A 16,880-nucleotide genomic window follows, 5' to 3' on the forward strand; every position below is an offset into this window, starting at 1 on the left:
TCAAGCCTCGTTCCGCAGCGCCAGCGCCTCGGCGGCAAGTTGCGTCGTGATTTTCTGACGACGGGCAAGGGCGAGACGGTCGATCTCCGCCACCACCGCGCTTGCCGCGTCGAAGGATCGCTCCATCCGCGCCACGAGATAGGCGACGACGCGAGGTTCGACGACAATCTGGCGGTCGGAGAACAGCTTGACGATGACCTGGCTCAAGAGATCGTCATCTGGCTCGCCGATCTCCGCGACCGTGGCCGCTTTCAACCGGGAGCGAAGATCCGGCAAGGTGACGGGCCATGCCGCTGGCCAAAGGCGTCCGGTCATCAGCATGGTGGTGCCGTGCTGGCGCACCGTATTGAGCAGATGAAAGAGCCGCGTCTCGTCGAGCGGCTGACGATCGACGTCCTCGACGAGGACATGGCGATCCGCAGCGGCCGCGATGTCGAGGGCTTCGGCCCTCAGCGTGACGGCATCGGATCGCTGCTGCCAGATGGTCGCGAGGTGAGTCTTGCCGGCACCGCGCGGTCCGCACAGGACGATGATCGGAGACGCCCAGTCCGGCCATCTGTCGATGATCGAGATGGCGGCCGTCAGCGGATCGGAGATGATCAGATCCTCGCGCGTGCGGGCAACGCCATGCCCGAGATCGAGCGGCAGTTGTTCGGGCCCCTTGCGCGTGTGCGCCCTGCTGGCGGCCATGGTTCTACTCCGGCTTCCGCTTCTGAACCGGCTCGACAGGTGTCGGCCCGGTCAGCGGCGCACGAGGCGCGAAAAGATCGCTTTCCAGATATCGGCGCAGCGCAAAGCGCACCAGAACGCCGACAGCCGCGGCGGCGGGCACCGCGATCAGCATGCCGAGAAACCCGAACAGCGAGGCGAAGGCGAAGAGTGCGAACATGAGCCAGACGGGATGCAGACCGACGCTCGATCCGACAAGCTTCGGCTGCAGGATGTTGCCCTCAAGGAACTGCCCCGCAAAGAACACCCCGGCCGTGGCCAGTATCCAGATGTAGTCCGGCCAGAACTGCACCACCGCGACGCCGACCGAGAGAATGAGCCCGATCATCGAGCCGACATAAGGAATAAAGCTGATCAGGCCGGCAAACATGCCGATCAGCAGACCGAAATTGAGGCCGACAAGACTCAAGCCGATGGCGTAGAACAGGCCAAGGATAATGCAGACCGTGCCCTGCCCCCGCACGAACCCGGCGATGGCGCGATCCATGTCGCGCGCAATCTCGCGGACATCCTCGACGTGGTTTCGTGGAACCCAGCTGTCGACCTTCTCGACCATGCGGTCCCAGTCGAGCAGGAGATAAAAGGCGACCACCGGCGTGATCACGAGAAGGGCGACGATGTTGATCACCGCCATGGAGGATGTCCAGATCTGACCGGCAAGTGTGCCGACCAGACCGGCGCCTTGCGAAATCAGGCCCGTGAAGCTCTCACGCAGACCGGCGATCTGCTCCTCCACCCAAGGTGGCAGCAGGTTGCCATCGGCCTTGGTGATGAGATCCTGCAGTTGCGCAACATATTCCGGCAAACGCTGGCCGAACTCGGCCGCCTGGCTGATCAGTACGGGAATGACGATCATCAGCGTCAGGACAAAGACAAGGATGAAGGCAAACAGGATGAGAATGGTCGCCATCAAGCGGCTGACGCCCAAGCGCTGGAGGCGGTCCGCTACGGGATCAAGGAAATAGGCCAGCGCCATGCCGGCGACGAAAGGCAGCAGAATATCGCGAAAAAGAACAAGAAATCCGATCGATACGACGAGTGCGATGAGCCAGAACGTGGCTTGCATGCGCAGCGAAGCTCGATTGAACTGAGTGGCCATGCTTCGCCTCACTATTCTGCGTCGAATGACCCCGACATGTGACGCAGCCAGTCCATGAGATAGGCCGCTGCCGACAGCACGGTCAAGACTGCCACCGCGCAAAGCAGGATAAAGCGAAGGTCGCCGATCTCAGCCGAAAAGGCCAGTTCAGCAAGCACGAGCAGTGCGAGCGCGATCTGGAAAGCCGTGTTGGCCTTCGACACGAGAATTGGGCGCATGGCGACAGGCTTGTGCAGCAGCGAGGAGACGACGACCGCGGCCATGATGAGCAGATCGCGCGAGACGACCATGACAACAAGCCAAAGCGGCAACTCGCCGAGATAGCCGAGCATGACGAAAACGCTGACGAGCAGGAGCTTGTCGGCGATCGGATCGAGATAGGCGCCCAGTTCCGATCTCTGATCGAAATGCCGGGCGATGAAGCCGTCGATCCCGTCGGATATGCCGGCGGCAAGGAAGAGCGCGAACGCAAGATCGAGATTGCCCAGCAGCATGGCGTAGACAAAGGCCGGCACGCACAGCAGCCTGGCGACCGTAATGAAATTGGGTATCGTCATCGCTTGTCTCTACGAGGCGGACGCGATCGGGCGCAAGGTATGCCTCATGCACATCAATTCGGGCCTTTTCCGGTACGTTGCAAGTGCACCGCTGCAACGTGAGCGGCAAATCCACGGCTTCGCTTCGTGCGTTCCCTTGCGCTTGCCCGGCGGCCATGGCATTGCCACGCCATCATTTCAGAGCGGCGTGATGGGAGTTCGACGATGAGCGAGGCCGAGGGCGCGAAGGGCCTGACCTACGCCGATGCGGGGGTCGACATCGACGCCGGCAACCTGATGGTGGACAAGATCAAGCCGCTCGTGCGGTCAACGCGGCGCAAGGGAGCGGATGGCGAAATCGGCGGCTTCGGCGGTCTGTTCGACTTGAAGGCCGCCGGCTTTTCCGACCCGATCCTCGTGGCTGCCAATGACGGCGTCGGTACGAAGCTGAAGGTGGCCATCGAAGCTGGAAAGCACGACACGGTCGGCATCGACCTCGTCGCGATGTGCGTCAACGACCTCGTCGTTCAGGGTGCGGAGCCGCTGTTCTTCCTCGACTATTTCGCGACCGGCAAGCTCGACCCCGAGCAAGGCGCCGCCATTGTCGGCGGCATCGCCGAAGGCTGCCGCATGGCAGGCTGCGCGCTGATCGGCGGAGAGACCGCTGAAATGCCGGGCATGTACGCCGCGGGCGACTACGATCTTGCCGGCTTCGCGGTCGGGGCGGCAGAGCGCGGCTCGTTGCTTCCCAGTGCCAATCTGGCCAAGGGCGACGTGATCCTCGGACTTGCTTCGTCGGGTCTCCATTCCAACGGCTATTCGCTGGCGCGCAAGGTGGTGCAGAAATCGGGCCTCGCCTGGATCGACCCGGTGACTTTCGGCGAAGGCATCACCCTTGCCGACGCGCTTTTGACGCCGACGCGCATCTATGTGAAGCCGCTCCTGGCGGCAATCCGCGAGACAGGCGCCATCAAGGCCATGGCGCATATCACCGGTGGCGGCTTTCCGGAGAACATTCCACGGGTATTGCCGCACACCCTGTCCGCCGAAATCGATCTCGATCGCATCTCGCCGTCGGATGTCTTCTCCTGGCTCGCTGAAACTGGCGGCATTGCCCCGCATGAGATGCTGCGCACCTTCAACTGCGGGATCGGCATGGTCATCGTGGTCGCACAAGAAGACGCAAGCGCGGTCATCGCAAGCCTGACGGCGCATGACGAGGTGGTGGTGCCGCTGGGGCGCGTGGTCGAGCGCGGCGAGAGCCAGGGCGTGATCTATACGGGACATCTGGCACTGTGACAGCGGTCGAAAAACGACGCGTTGCCGTACTGATCTCCGGCCGCGGCTCGAACATGGAGGCTCTCTACCGTGCCTGCACGATGAGCGATCATCCGGCCGAAATCATCGCGGTGCTTTCGGACAGATCAGATGCGGCAGGGCTTGAATTCGCGCGTTCGGAAGGACTGGTGGCCACCGCCGTGCCGCGCAGCGGCTTTTCCAGCAAGGCCGAACACGAAGCGGCGATGCTCTCGGCTCTTGATGAGGCGCGCCCGGATTTCGTCTGCCTGGCCGGCTATATGCGGCTGCTCTCGGCCGATTTCGTGGACCGTTTTTCCGGTCGGATGATCAACATTCATCCCTCCTTGCTGCCGCTCTATCCCGGTCTCGACACCCATCAGCGTGCGCTCGACGCCGGCGCGCTCGTTCACGGCTGCAGCGTGCATTTCGTCACAGCCGGCATGGATGAGGGGCCGGTGCTCGCGCAGGCTGTGGTTCCGGTCCTGCCAACCGACGATTCGTCGACGCTGGCGGCCCGCGTCCTCAAGGCCGAACATCGGCTCTACCCGCATGCCCTGAGGCTTCTGGCATCTGGAGCGGCGCGAATGGACAAGGCAGGCCGCGTCCAGCTTTCAGGTGACATCGCCAGCGATGGTGATGCATTGCTGATCTCGCCAGGGCACGCCTGAAGGCAGTGCAGCCGGCCTTCAACCAACCTTCAGCCAGACGTGGTTGTCGTGAAATGCGGCACCGCCATAGGGCGCCACAGCATCGGCCCCCGTCAGTACGTTGATCCCTTCGCCGTCGACATGGGCCTTGTTCGGCCATATGCCCTCCGCGATCAGGACGCCCGGCTTGACGGCATCGGTGACGACGGCTTGAAGCCGAACGGAACCGCGTTCATTGCCGAGCCGCACCAGCATGCCGTCCTTGATCGAATGCGTTCTCGCATCTTGCGATGAGATCATGACCGTCGGCCGTCCCTCTCGCCTGGAGGAACCGCTTGTTTCCGTGAACGTCGAATTCAGGAACGAACGCGCTGGAGAGGTCGCCAGGCGGAAAGGATGATCCGCATCCGCCACCTCGATCAGATCCACATGGTCGGGAAAAGCCGGGAGACGGCGGTAGTCACCGAGAATACCGACGTTCTCAGGAGGCCGGTTCGGGGCCGCCGTACCGGTCCAATCCGGCCGAAAGCGAAATTTTCCATCTGGGAAACCGAATCCGTCGAGATGATGGGATGTGCGGAAGTCCGGTTGGCAGTCGATCCACTTTTCCCCTGTGAGCTCATCGAAGCCGATCCTGCCGCCGGCCTTCAACATGCGATCGATGAGTGTTCGGGCGCCAAGGCCGAAACCCGGCTTGTCGGCAACGCCGAGACGCTCGGCAAGTCCCTCGATGACCTGAAGATTGCTGCGCACCGTTTCAGGCGGATCGACCAGTTTCGGTCCGAGTACGATGTGCTGCTGGCCGCCGCCGCGATAAATGTCGTCGTGCTCCAGAAACATCGTCGCCGGCAGGACGAGGTCTGCCATGGCGGCTGTTTCGGTCATGAAATGCTCGTGAACCGCGACGAAGAGGTCGTCTCGCGCAAGTCCGTCTCGCACCAGACGCTGTTCGGGCGCCACGTTGGCAGGGTTGGTGTTCTGGATCAGCATCGCCGAGACGGGCGGGCCGTGACGCAGCGCTTCGGCATCGCCGGTCAGCACGCGGCCGATCTGCGACTGGTCGAGGCTGCGAATGCTCGGATCCTTCAATCCGGCACCGATGATCTCCGACTTGTCCATCCCGAAGATGTCGCTGTTGGAGTGGAATGCGCCACCACCCTCGTACTGCCAGGATCCGGTCACCGAGGCGATCGACAGCGCGGCGTGCATGTTGACGGCCCCGTTTCGACTGCGGGTAAAGCCATAGCCGAGGCGAAGATAGGTCCGCTTTGTCCGACCGATAAGGCGGGCGAATTCCTCGATCTCGCTGACTGACAGCCCGGTGATGCCCGACGCCCATTCGGGAGTTCGCGTCGCAAGATGGGTCTCCAGACCATCCGGATCGTCCGTATGGGCCTTGAGGAACGCGCGGTCGGCATAGCCTTCGCGGAAGAGAACGTGCATCACGGCGCAGGCGAGCGCACCGTCCGTGCCTGGCCGCACGAGAAGCTTGACGTCCGCCTGCTTCATCGTCGGATTGTCATAGACGTCGATGACGACGATCCTGGCGCCACGCTCCTTGCGCGCACGGATCGCGTGGGTCATCACGTTGACCTGCGTTGCGACGGCATTGGTGCCCCAGATCACGACGCAGTCGGACTTGGCCATCTCACGCGGGTCAGGACCGACCAGCTTGCCGGCACCCATGACATAGCCCGTCCAGGCCATGTTGGTGCAGATCGAATCGAACTGGCCGGAATACCGGCGCGCGTGGCGCAGGCGATGGATCGAATCGCGCTGCACGAGCCCCATCGTACCGGCATAGAAATAGGGCCACACGGCTTCGGAGCCATGCCGGGCCTCGGCCTTCAGGAATTTGTCGGCGACGAGATCGAGTGCATCGCTCCAGTCGATCCGCTTCCAGCCGCCCTCACCCTTCTCGCCGACGCGGCGCATCGGGTGAAGCAGACGGTCCGGGTGATGGATCCGCTCGGCGTAGCGCGCCACCTTGGCGCAAATGACGCCGGCGGTGTAGCTGTTGGCTGGATCGCCTCGAACGCGGCCGATCGTGCGATCGTCGAGCAGTTCGACTTCCAGCGCGCAGGTCGAGGGACAATCATGCGGACAGGCCGAATGGCCGATCCGAGTCAGGGCCGAGATGGGTGTCGCTTCATTCATGCTTTTCCTATAGTCGAGTTCGATCAGGCGAACCAAACAATTCCCGTGAAGCAAGCATCCGGCTTGCCGATCAAACACCGTCAGCGACCCACCCGATGAATTACCGGCACATCTATCACGCAGGCAATTTCGCCGACGTTCTCAAGCATGCAGTCCTGGCTCGGCTGGTGACCTATCTGAAGGGCAAGGATAAGGCATTCAGGGTGATCGATACCCACGCCGGCATCGGTGTCTACGATCTCTCCTCCCCGCAGGCTCAGCGCACCGGCGAGTGGCTCAGCGGAATCGGCGCCCTGATGGACAGCACGCCGACACCCGAGGCAGCCGCCCTGCTCTCGCCCTATATGGACTGCATCCGCGATCTCAATCCTGATGGGGGCGTGACGCTCTATCCCGGTTCGCCCAAGCTTGCCCGCATGCTGATGCGCAAGCAGGATCGTCTGTCCGCGATCGAGTTGCATCCCGACGATTCGCGTGTGCTGCAGGCTGCCTTCGACGGCGACTATCAAACGCGGGTCATCCATCTCGACGGGTGGCTGGCACTCGGGGCGCATGTCCCGCCGAAGGAAAAGCGCGGCCTCGTACTCGTCGATCCACCATTCGAGCAGCCGGGCGAATTCGACCGCATGGTCGATGGCCTCGCCCGCGCACTGCGACGCTGGCGCGGTGGCACCTATTGTCTCTGGTATCCGATCAAGAGCGACAGTCCCGACAAAACGTTTCACCAACGCATCTGCGCCCTGGATCTTCCTGACGTTCTGGCCGTGGAACACTGGGTCCGCGAGCGCACCGCGCCAACAGGACTGAGCGGATCGGGAATGGTGATCATCAATCCGCCCTACACGCTCGCCGACGAACTCACCGTCATGCTGCCAGCGCTCGAACAGGCGCTCAACCGTGATGACCGGGCCGGCAGCCGCGTGTGGAACCTCGCCTCATATCGTGCAGGCCGGCAACAGTGAGAGTTTAATCGCCAAGAACGCGGCCTTCCTGCCTTGACGCTTGCATCAGCGGCACCGCATTCTCCCCCTGATTGATCGAATATCGGAGTCGCGTTCCATGAAAAAGTCCGCCTCGACCCTGCTGGCGCTCTGCCTGACGGCGATCTGCCTGCAACCGGCCCGGGCGGCCGACTACATTGTGGCACCGACAACCGCTTCGATCTGTAACGAGCATCGGGTTCTTTCCCGCATCGTGTCGCGATTCGACTATGCGGACGACAATCTGCTTCACACTGGCCTCGCCATTGCCGATTTCTCGGCGATTCAGCAGACGCGCTATGAGCCGCGCACCGAAAAGAACCTGGTCGAGCGCCACTATTGCCGCGCCTATGCCAACATGACGGACAACCGGTCGCGTCCGATCTGGTTCCTGATCGAGGGCGACATGGGTTATGCCGGCATCATCGGCGACAACGTGGAATTCTGCGTCGCCGGCCTCGATCCGCTTCGCGTCTACGGGGCGGACTGCAAGTCGCTGCAGTGATTGCGCGCGGACATCGGTCGGCACCGCCGGGCTATAACGGCGCAGCAGTCGCGGCCATCGCCGTCCTTTGCCTCTGCCCGCCTGCACTTGGTCAGGCGCAATCCGCTTCGTTCGATTTCTACGTCCTGGCACTCTCCTGGTCGCCCAGCTTCTGCCGCAGCGACGAAGGCGGCGGAAACGCCTTTCAATGTGGCGAGCAATCGACGGACTACGGATTCGTCGTGCACGGGCTGTGGCCGCAGCATGAGCACGGCTATCCCGAACATTGCGAGAGCCGCCATCCCGATCGGGTGCCCGAGGAGACGGGCAAGCCCTATTTCGACATCATGCCGGGCATGGGCCTGATCGGTCACCAGTGGAGAAAGCACGGCAGTTGTACGGGGCTGTCGCCGCAAAGCTATCTCGAAGCAACGCGCGAAGCCCGTGACGCGGTTCACGTCCCAGCGAGCCTGCAATCCATGCGCGGCGACATGCGGGTTGACCCGCAGGCCGTGGAGGCCGCCTTCATCGGTGCCAACCCCGGGCTTGAAGCCAACGGCATCGCGGTGACGTGCGACCGGGACAATCTGCGTGAGATACGCATCTGCCTCACCAAGGAGCTTGGCTTCCGCTCCTGTCCGGAGGTCGATGCCGACGGGTGCAGGCGCCACGACATCGGGTTTCCCGGCCGCTGAAGCGATCGGTCGATTGGTCTAAGCTTCGTCCACCGAATCAACTCCATTCGAAAGGACGACGGTCTTGCGCATCCTCTATTCGCCTGCCTCCCCCTACTCGGCCAAGGTCCGCATGGCTGCCACCTATGCCGGTCTCGCCTTTACGTCGACGAAGACGGAAACGGGTAAGGAGCCAGCAGAACTCATCGACAACAACCCGCTTGGGAAGATCCCGACGCTGGTGGCGGATACGGGACAGGCCGTCTTCGACAGCCGCGCGATCATGCAATATCTCGACCGTGAAAGCGGTCGCAAACTCTATCCGCGCAATGCGGGCAAACGCACGGAAGCAGAGGTTCTCGAAGCGTTGTGTGACGGAATCTGCGATTGCCTGCTGGCCATCGTCTACGAACGGCGCTTCAGGCCTGAGGAAAAGGTTCACCAGGAATGGATCGACAAGCAGTGGCGCAAGGCCGAGCGCGGGCTGGATTACCTCAACGCCAATATGCCGCGGACAACCAAGACGCTGCACGCCGGCCACTTCGCGCTTGCCGGGATGCTCGGCTACCTCGCACTTCGCTTCGACGGAGATTGGGAACGCGGTCGGGCGAAGCTGAAGAACTGGCCGCAAAAATTTGAAAAGTTCTTCCCGGCCCATGCCGAGCTCAAGCCGCAGGCCTGAGACATATCAATAAAAAAGCCGGGACCCAGAAGGATCCCGGCTCTCAAGCCAGCCGCGACGGGAGGCATCGCGGCGACGCCTTATCAGAACTTCAGGCCAACACCTGCGCGAACGCTGTGCTCGTCATAACCCGAAGAGAACGTGCCGGTGCCCGGCAGCGTGTAGTCTTCAGCACCGTAGTCGGTGTAGCGGTATTCGACGCGGGCCGTGATGTTGTCCGTCACGAAGCCTTCGACACCACCGCCGACGGTGTAACCGACCGACGTGTTGGAATCGGAGCCGAGTTCGTTGCCGTACTCGATATCAGCGGCTGCAACACCACCCGTGGCGTAGACCATGAACGGGTTGAAGGTGTAGCCAACGCGGCCGCGAACCGAACCGAAGACGCCCGGATCTGCGGAAACGAAGTCGTTGCCGCCTTCGACACCCGAATAGCCGACGTCGCCTTCAACACCGAACACGAAGTTGTCGACCTGCCAGTTGTAACCGGCATAGGCGCCACCCGAGAGGTCCTCGGCGTCATCGTCTTCGATCGCTTCGTAGTCACCCCAGTTGTAGCCGAGGAAGACACCGGCGTAAGGGCCGGTCCACAGCTGAACCGGAGCCGGCTCGATCTGCGGGGCAGCCGGCGGTGCCGGCGGTTCCATGATGGCGTCGGCAGCATAAGCGGATGCCGCGAAGGGCAGCACCATGGCAGTTGCCAGACCGGCCAGTTTCAATGCACGCATTTCCATACTCCTAAATTCGAACCCATCCGAGCTTCGCCCGAATGGTTGGACGTTTGTCGTTCTTGTACCCCGCCCTTGCGAGCTCTAACTCGCTTCCGAATGCGGCAGGGACCGAGCCGGAATGTGGAGATTCAGTGACGGGCCGATGCTTTGCCGGGCGTGAGGCAAATATGCAACAAACCTCTTTGCGTCCCTGAATTCCCTCGTTCATGCGACTGCGAAGACAAAGCGCCGCCGCCCCCTTTGTTCCGCACCGTCGATGTCTATATTGGGCACTGTTGCCACAATCACACACCTGGCTGATCCAAGTCGGCTGGAAGTTTCAAAGAAGACGCGTCCATGCAGGCAAGGCTCAGACACGCACTCGTCACTGGCGGTGCCAAACGGATCGGCAGGGCAATTGCCTCGGATCTGGCGAAAAGCGGCTACGCGGTATCGGTCCATGCCAACGGATCGCTGGCGGAGGCCGACGCTCTCGCAGCCTGCCTGAACAAGAACGGCGGACGGGCGCAGGTGGTCGGCGGAGATCTGTTCGACGGGCAAGCGCCTCAAAGCATACTCTCCCAGGCAGCGTCGAATTTCGGCCCCGTCGACCTTCTCATCAACAATGCGTCCGTTTTTGCCGACGACACGGCCACGGAGTTTGACGAGGCGACGTTCAATCGGCATTTCGACATCCACGTCAAAGCGCCGCTTCGCCTTTCCGCCGCGCTTGTCGGCGCCCTTCCTTCCGGTCAGTCTGCGCTCATCGTCAACGTGATCGATCAGCGAGTCTGGGCGCTCAATCCCCGCTTCTTCTCCTACACTCTGTCAAAATCGACGCTTTGGACGGCGACGCAAACCTTGGCGCAGGCACTCGCTCCGCACATCCGCGTCAATGCGATCGGCCCCGGGCCAACCCTTGCCAACGACCGTCAATCGGAGGAGGATTTCGAGCGTCAGAGCCGCGCCGTCCTACTTGGCCACGGCCCCGACCTTGACGAGTTCGGCCGCACGATCCGCTATCTCGCCGACACACCGTCGATCACCGGCCAGATGATCGCACTCGATGGAGGGCAGCACCTTGCGTGGGAAACGCCGGATGTTGCAGACATCACGGAATGAGCCACCGCAACCGTAACTCGTCACCAAAGACCAGTGTCTCGCCCAAGGCCGGGCCGCCGGAAGCGAACCCTGAGGAAGAGGGGCTCGCCGGCGGCATCATCTATGACGGCGACAGTGAGGCGGGAGATGAAGAGGATGCACCCGGGCCGGCTGACGATATCGCCAGCGCGAAGGCGCCAGCAATGGACTGGGAAAACATCAGCGTGACACAACCCGGCACGAGCGGGCCGGAAGTCATTCAGTCCTTCGTCAAGCGCCTGCCTAACCAGCCGGGCGTCTATCGCATGTTCAACGCCAAAGGCGATGTGCTCTACGTCGGCAAGGCCCGGAGCCTGAAAAAGCGCGTCGCGAACTATGCTCAGGGGCGTGGCCATTCCAATCGCATCACTCGCATGATCCGCGAAACGGCGCATATGGAATTCGTGACGACGCGCACGGAAACCGAGGCGCTGCTGCTCGAAGCGAATCTTATCAAGCGATTGCGCCCACGCTTCAACGTCCTGCTTCGTGACGACAAGTCGTTTCCCTACATCCTCATCACCGGCGACCACGAGGCGCCGGCAATCTTCAAGCATCGCGGCGCGCGCGCCCGCAAGGGCGACTATTTCGGGCCGTTCGCGTCGGCCGGCGCCGTGGGACGCACCATCAACTCGTTGCAGCGGGCTTTCCTGCTCCGCACATGCACCGATTCGGTCTACGAAGGGCGGACACGGCCCTGCCTGCTCTACCAGATCAAGCGCTGCTCGGCGCCTTGCACCGGCGAGATCGGCCTCGATGATTATGCCGGCCTGGTGAAGGAGGCGGAAAACTTCCTGTCCGGGAAGAGCCAGACGGTGAAGGCGCACATGGCCGACGCGATGCAGGCGGCATCCGATGACCTCGATTTCGAACGCGCGGCCGTCTTTCGCGACCGCCTGGCCGCGCTCAGTCATGTGCAAAGTCACCAGGGCATCAATCCGCGCACCGTGGAGGAGGCCGATGTCTTCGCCATCCATCTTGGCGGCGGCATCGCGTGCGTCCAGGTCTTCTTCTTCAGGACAGGCCAGAACTGGGGCAACCGCGCCTATTTCCCGAAAGTCGACCCTCAGATGAGCAGCGCGGAGATTCTCTCTTCCTTCCTATCCCAGTTCTACGACGACAAGCCGGTCGCGCGGCAGGTGCTGCTGTCCGAACCGATCGAGGACCAGACGCTTCTGGCCGACGCGCTCAGCCTCAACGGGGGGCGCCGTGTGGTCGTCGTGGCGCCGCAGCGCGGCGAGAAGCGCGAACTCGTCGACCACGCGCTCGCCAATGCGCGCGAAGCGCATGGACGGCAGATCGCGGAGACGGCTTCACAGGCGCGTCTGCTCAAGGGTCTGGCGGAAACATTCGGGCTGGAGCGCGTGCCAAGAAGAATCGAGGTCTACGACAATTCGCATATCATGGGCACGAACGCCGTCGGCGCAATGATCGTCGCCGGCGCCGGCGGGTTCACCAAGGCGCACTACCGCAAGTTCAACATCCGCTCGACCGATATCACACCGGGCGACGATTTCGGCATGATGCGCGAAGTCATCCAGCGCCGTTTCTCGCGGCTCTTGAAGGAAAATGGCGCCGAACCGTCCGCTCCTGATTCGGAGAACGACGACGAAACCGTCATGCCTGCCTGGCCCGATCTTATCCTGATCGATGGCGGCCAGGGCCAGATGAGTGCGGTACGCTCGATTCTGGATGAACTCGGGATCCGGCAAAGGGTAACGGCGATCGGCGTCGCCAAGGGAATGGACAGGGAAGCAGGGCGCGAACGCTTTTTCATGGACGGCCGGGAGCCGTTCTCGCTGCCTCCGCGTGATCCGGTGCTCTATTTTGTGCAGCGGCTGCGCGACGAGGCGCACCGCTTCGCCATCGGCTCCCATAGGGCGCGGCGCAAGAAGGAAATGGTCAAGAATCCCCTTGATGAGATCGGTGGGATCGGGCCTTCACGCAAACGTGCTCTGCTTCACCATTTCGGGACGGCGAAGGCTGTTTCACGCGCCGGCCAAAGTGACCTTGCGGCTGTCGAGGGCATTTCGCGGGCAATGGCCGAGTTGATCTACAACCATTTTCACGAGGACAGGAAGAATTGAACCTGCCTCGAACCACACCGCCGGAAAAAATCGCGGTTGACGCGGAAGGGTCCGGGCGCTCATTTGGCGCACACCGCAATGCAGAAGGTGCCGATGGCCTCGCCTGTCTACAACATTCCCAACATGCTGACTTACGGCCGGATATTGGCGGTCCCGCTGATCGTGCTCTGCTTCTTCATCGAGGGACGCCTGCACGGATCCGATTTTGCGCGCTGGACGGCGCTGATCCTGTTCGCGGTCGCATCGATCACGGACTGGCTTGACGGTTACCTTGCGCGGCTGTGGGACCAGTCGTCCAACATCGGGCGCATGCTTGATCCGATCGCCGACAAACTGCTGGTGGCATCGGTGCTGCTGCTGATGGCGGCGGACGGAACGATCGCCGGCTGGACGATCTGGGCGGCGATCATCATCCTTTGCCGTGAGATCCTCGTATCGGGCCTGCGCGAATATCTCGCCGCGCTCAAAGTGAGCGTGCCCGTGACGAAGATCGCAAAATGGAAGACGACCATCCAGATGGTCGCGCTTGGTTTCCTGCTGGCAGGACCGGCCGGCGACAAGGTGCTGCCCTATACGACAGAGATCGGTATCGTGATGCTTTGGATTGCGGCACTCATCACCATCTATACAGGGTACGACTATTTCCGTGCCGGTCTGAAGCACGTGGTGAACGAATGAAGACGAAACTGGTTTATTTCGCCTGGGTGCGCGAGCGCATCGGACGATCCGACGAGGAGATCGAGGTTCCCGACGGCGTCGTGACCGTTGGCGAATTGTTGAATCATCTCAAGGCGCGCGGCGAGGAATATGAAGCGGCGCTTCAATATCCAGAAGCGATCCGCGTTGCCATCGACCACGAGCATGTCGGCCATGGCGAGCCGCTGGGTACGCCGCGCGAGATTGCCCTCTTCCCGCCGATGACCGGAGGCTGACGATGGCGATGCGGCCAGAAATCCGCGTTCAGCGCGAGGATTTCGACGTGACTGAAGAAGTCCGCCGCATGACCAACGCTCGCACCGATGTCGGAGCGGTGGTGACCTTCTGCGGTTTATGCCGCGACGACGGCGGCTCGCTTTCGGCGCTGGAACTCGAACACTACCCCGGCATGGCCGAAGCCCAGATGCGCCGCATTGCCGAAGAAGCGGGCGAACGTTGGCTGTTGAGTGGGCTGACGGCGGTTCATCGCTTCGGTCTCATACGGCCGGGCGAGAACATCGTGCTTGTCGTGGCGGCATCAATGCACCGTCAAGCGGCCTTCGACGGTGCCAATTTCATGATGGACTATTTGAAGACCAGCGCACCCTTCTGGAAGAAAGAGCATCTGCTCTCAGGTGCCAGCGGATCCTGGGTGGAGGCAAAGGACACCGACGACGCGGCCCTTCGGCGCTGGCGCGGCTCCGCAGCGGACTGATTTTTCGGTGGGGCGCCAACCCGCCCAAGAGTTTTCCAAACCCCGACCCTTTGCCGGCATACCGTGCCTCGTCTTTCGGCGCTGCCATCGGCAATCTCGCTGCCTGAAGCGAAGACCCGATAAGGTGAGCCATGACGCCAGACGAAGCCCAGACGCTGATCGATGAAATCGCCAGCCAATTCGCTGCCAGGACGCTGGAAGAGCGTCTGGCCTGGCTTCACGATAGCGGGCGCCGCATCGTTTTCACCACCAGCCTTGGTATCGAAGATCAGGTGGTCACGGATGGACTGGCAAGCGCCCTGCCTTCCGCTTCTATCGTCACGCTCGATACCGGAAGGCTGTTCGACGAGACGCTTGCGCTCATTACCGAGACCGAACGCCATTACGGGATCGCTATCGAGCGCTTCAAGCCAGAAGCCGAGAAGATCGACAGGTTCGTCGCGACTTATGGCCTGAACGGATTTTACGAAAGCGTCGCTGCTCGTCACGCCTGCTGCGGCGTGCGAAAGGTGGAACCGCTCGGCCGCGCGCTGGCTGGCGCGGATGTCTGGATCACCGGCTTGCGGCGCGGTCAATCGGCAGCGCGCGGCGCCGTCGCATTTGCGGAGTGGGATTCGGATCACGAAGTGCTTAAGGTCAACCCGCTGGCTGACTGGTCGCTTGCCGAGATCAGGCAACGGGTTCAGGATCGCGCGATCCCGATCAACCCGCTGCACGCGCGCGGATATCCCTCGATCGGCTGCGCGCCATGCACCCGCGCCGTCAAACCGGGAGAGGATGAGCGCGCGGGCCGCTGGTGGTGGGAGAACGACACGCAGCGCGAATGCGGATTGCACGTCGCCGGCGCAGCATCGGAACTGCCAGCGCGACAGAACGCATGATCGGACTTCACGACTGATCTCACAAAAAAGCCGGAGCACCCGCCCCGGCTTTTTTCGAGTCATTTCAGAACTTTGCGCGCTTGTCCCGCAGTTCTGATTCAGCCGACGACTTCCGTGCCGGAGAACCAGTAGGCGATTTCCTCGGCTGCCGTTTCCGGCGCGTCCGAACCATGGACCGAATTCTCTCCGATGGAGATTGCATAGGTCTTGCGGACGGTGCCTTCGGCGGCATCCTTCGGATTGGTCGCGCCCATGACTTCGCGGTTCTTGGCGATCGCATTCTCGCCTTCGAGAACCTGGACAACGGTCGGACCGGACGACATGAATTCCGTCAGTTCCTGGAAGAACGGACGTTCCTTGTGCACGGCGTAGAAGCCTTCGGCTTCGCGCAGGCTCATCCATACGCGCTTGGACGCAACGACGCGCAGGCCGGCGTCTTCCAGCATCTTGGTAATGGCGCCAGTGAGGTTACGCTTGGTGGCGTCGGGCTTGATCATCGAAAAGGTGCGTTCGATAGCCATTGTCTATCCTTGTTGATCTTGGGAGTGTCGGGAAGATTGGCGGCCTCCATAGCCGCCGCGCCCGGCAATGACAAGTCCCGCTCAGGCCGCCGCCGGCGTCTTTCGGCCCAGGCCATCATGCAGATCAAGGCAGCGATCGAACCAGTCGAGCACGGGATCGTCCCGCTCCAGCAGCGGATCTGGCGATACGATACGGATCCATTGCAGTGAACCGAAGACGATGTAATCCGCGAAAAGCGGGGTCTGGCCTCCGATATATGGCTGGTGGGCGAACATCGCGCGCAGCGGTTGCAGCCGGCCGCGCAATTCGGGCAGTTTTTCCACACCCCGCTCTTTGGCCTCGCTGAGCGTAGCCCCGAAGCGCGCTTCGCGCGATTTGCGGAAATAAGTCTGGTCCGTTGGAGACAGGCAATCGTGGATATCCATGACCGCGGCCATTCCGAGCACGGCGTTCAACTGGGTCTGCGTCCAGCTTTCCACGAAGCGCGCCATCGCTTCGCCACCCGGCCCGCCGAAAAGCGCGGGGCGATCAGGATGGGTCTTTTCCAGATACAGGGCGATCTGGAAGGAATCCGACACGATACGCTCGCCATCGCGGATGACCGGAACGGTCTTGCCGGCGCCTTCGATGCCGGTGATCCCGGTGAATGGCGTCTTGACGCTCGTCCAATCGAGCCCCTTGTGGGCAAGCGCCATCGCCACCTTCCAGCAATGCGGGCTGAAAGGTCGCGTCTCGTCCTTGCCCACGAGTTCATAAAGGGTGATCGTCATCATGAGCCTTTCGATTGCCCGAGTTGATGCTCCCCTTCTGGCACAGCCGGCGGCACACGACTAGTTTTGGCG

General features: G+C 62.1%; 19 protein-coding genes. 12 read left to right on the top strand and 7 right to left on the bottom strand.

The features are described 5' to 3' along the window. The 3 genes from hdaA to CN673_RS10760 are packed head-to-tail and all read right to left on the bottom strand — an operon-like array spanning nt 1 to nt 2,385. Nucleotides 1-690, bottom strand: a complete 690-nt coding sequence (gene hdaA / locus CN673_RS10750) for a DnaA regulatory inactivator HdaA (protein ID WP_099866274.1) — start codon at nt 688-690, stop codon at nt 1-3. Nucleotides 691-694: 4 nt separating this feature from the next. Further along, on the bottom strand, nt 695-1,828 hold the full coding sequence (locus CN673_RS10755) for an AI-2E family transporter (protein WP_099866275.1): 1,134 nt from the start codon (nt 1,826-1,828) through the stop codon (nt 695-697). A gap of 11 nt (nt 1,829-1,839) precedes the next feature. Continuing rightward, nucleotides 1,840-2,385, bottom strand: coding sequence for a CDP-alcohol phosphatidyltransferase family protein (locus tag CN673_RS10760; protein ID WP_099866276.1), 546 nt, complete (start codon nt 2,383-2,385; stop codon nt 1,840-1,842). Between the two features lie 204 nt (nt 2,386-2,589). Between CN673_RS10760 and purM the strand changes: the two genes are divergently transcribed. Both purM and purN read left to right on the top strand, forming a co-directional pair. Continuing rightward, complete coding sequence (gene purM / locus CN673_RS10765) at nt 2,590-3,663, top strand: phosphoribosylformylglycinamidine cyclo-ligase (RefSeq protein WP_099866277.1); 1,074 nt, start codon at nt 2,590-2,592, stop codon at nt 3,661-3,663. Then, the gene (gene purN / locus CN673_RS10770; RefSeq protein WP_245409858.1) at nt 3,660-4,331 is read left to right on the top strand and encodes a phosphoribosylglycinamide formyltransferase; all 672 of its coding nucleotides are present in this window, start codon (nt 3,660-3,662) and stop codon (nt 4,329-4,331) included. Before purM ends, purN begins: the two co-directional genes overlap by 4 nt. 18 nt (nt 4,332-4,349) lie before the next feature. Here purN and CN673_RS10775 read toward each other — a convergent pair whose 3' ends face one another. After that, nucleotides 4,350-6,467: a molybdopterin-containing oxidoreductase family protein gene (locus CN673_RS10775; RefSeq protein WP_099866458.1), complete on the bottom strand. Its 2,118-nt coding sequence runs from the start codon at nt 6,465-6,467 to the stop codon at nt 4,350-4,352. A 95-nt stretch (nt 6,468-6,562) separates the two neighbouring features. On the opposite strand from CN673_RS10775, the gene CN673_RS10780 reads away from it, so the two are divergent. From CN673_RS10780 to CN673_RS10795, 4 genes are all read left to right on the top strand, one after another. After that, on the top strand, nt 6,563-7,429 hold the full coding sequence (locus CN673_RS10780) for a 23S rRNA (adenine(2030)-N(6))-methyltransferase RlmJ (RefSeq protein ID WP_099866278.1): 867 nt from the start codon (nt 6,563-6,565) through the stop codon (nt 7,427-7,429). A gap of 97 nt (nt 7,430-7,526) precedes the next feature. Then, nucleotides 7,527-7,952: a hypothetical protein gene (locus tag CN673_RS10785; RefSeq protein WP_099866279.1), complete on the top strand. Its 426-nt coding sequence runs from the start codon at nt 7,527-7,529 to the stop codon at nt 7,950-7,952. Further along, the gene (locus tag CN673_RS10790; protein ID WP_245409859.1) at nt 7,949-8,626 is read left to right on the top strand and encodes a ribonuclease T2 family protein; all 678 of its coding nucleotides are present in this window, start codon (nt 7,949-7,951) and stop codon (nt 8,624-8,626) included. The genes CN673_RS10785 and CN673_RS10790 overlap by 4 nt, the downstream gene beginning before the upstream one ends. A 64-nt stretch (nt 8,627-8,690) precedes the next feature. Beyond that, on the top strand, nt 8,691-9,287 hold the full coding sequence (locus CN673_RS10795; RefSeq protein ID WP_099866280.1) for a glutathione S-transferase family protein: 597 nt from the start codon (nt 8,691-8,693) through the stop codon (nt 9,285-9,287). Between the two features lie 83 nt (nt 9,288-9,370). Here CN673_RS10795 and CN673_RS10800 read toward each other — a convergent pair whose 3' ends face one another. Next, a complete protein-coding gene (locus tag CN673_RS10800; protein ID WP_099866460.1) occupies nt 9,371-10,015 on the bottom strand; it encodes an outer membrane protein in 645 nt (214 codons plus the stop codon). 339 nt (nt 10,016-10,354) lie between these two features. Here CN673_RS10800 and CN673_RS10805 point away from each other — a divergent pair, with 339 nt between their 5' ends. The 6 genes from CN673_RS10805 to CN673_RS10830 all read left to right on the top strand — a co-directional run bounded on the left by CN673_RS10805 (nt 10,355) and on the right by CN673_RS10830 (nt 15,516). After that, nucleotides 10,355-11,119 carry an SDR family oxidoreductase gene (locus tag CN673_RS10805; protein ID WP_099866281.1) on the top strand — a complete coding sequence of 255 codons (765 nt, stop codon included), beginning with the start codon at nt 10,355-10,357 and terminating at the stop codon, nt 11,117-11,119. After that, nucleotides 11,116-13,224, top strand: a complete 2,109-nt coding sequence (gene uvrC / locus CN673_RS10810) for an excinuclease ABC subunit UvrC (protein WP_099866282.1) — start codon at nt 11,116-11,118, stop codon at nt 13,222-13,224. The genes CN673_RS10805 and uvrC overlap by 4 nt, the downstream gene beginning before the upstream one ends. A gap of 93 nt (nt 13,225-13,317) precedes the next feature. Next, entirely contained in the window at nt 13,318-13,902 is a 585-nt protein-coding gene (pgsA, locus tag CN673_RS10815; protein WP_099866461.1) for a CDP-diacylglycerol--glycerol-3-phosphate 3-phosphatidyltransferase, read from the top strand. Continuing rightward, entirely contained in the window at nt 13,899-14,156 is a 258-nt protein-coding gene (gene moaD / locus CN673_RS10820) for a molybdopterin converting factor subunit 1 (protein ID WP_099866283.1), read from the top strand. The genes pgsA and moaD overlap by 4 nt, the downstream gene beginning before the upstream one ends. 2 nt (nt 14,157-14,158) lie before the next feature. Then, nucleotides 14,159-14,635, top strand: a complete 477-nt coding sequence (locus tag CN673_RS10825) for a molybdenum cofactor biosynthesis protein MoaE (protein WP_099866284.1) — start codon at nt 14,159-14,161, stop codon at nt 14,633-14,635. Between the two features lie 131 nt (nt 14,636-14,766). Further along, complete coding sequence (locus CN673_RS10830; RefSeq protein ID WP_099866285.1) at nt 14,767-15,516, top strand: phosphoadenylyl-sulfate reductase; 750 nt, start codon at nt 14,767-14,769, stop codon at nt 15,514-15,516. 98 nt (nt 15,517-15,614) lie between these two features. Here the strand turns inward: CN673_RS10830 and ndk are convergent, their stop codons facing one another. Together ndk and CN673_RS10840 are read right to left on the bottom strand one after the other, a co-directional pair. Next, on the bottom strand, nt 15,615-16,037 hold the full coding sequence (gene ndk / locus CN673_RS10835) for a nucleoside-diphosphate kinase (RefSeq protein WP_099866286.1): 423 nt from the start codon (nt 16,035-16,037) through the stop codon (nt 15,615-15,617). 81 nt (nt 16,038-16,118) lie between these two features. Then, nucleotides 16,119-16,808, bottom strand: coding sequence for a glutathione S-transferase family protein (locus CN673_RS10840; RefSeq protein ID WP_099866462.1), 690 nt, complete (start codon nt 16,806-16,808; stop codon nt 16,119-16,121). Nucleotides 16,809-16,880 lie beyond the last annotated feature (72 nt).

It is taken from the genome of Neopararhizobium haloflavum (assembly GCF_002750855.1).
Taxonomy (GTDB): domain Bacteria; phylum Pseudomonadota; class Alphaproteobacteria; order Rhizobiales; family Rhizobiaceae; genus Georhizobium; species Georhizobium haloflavum.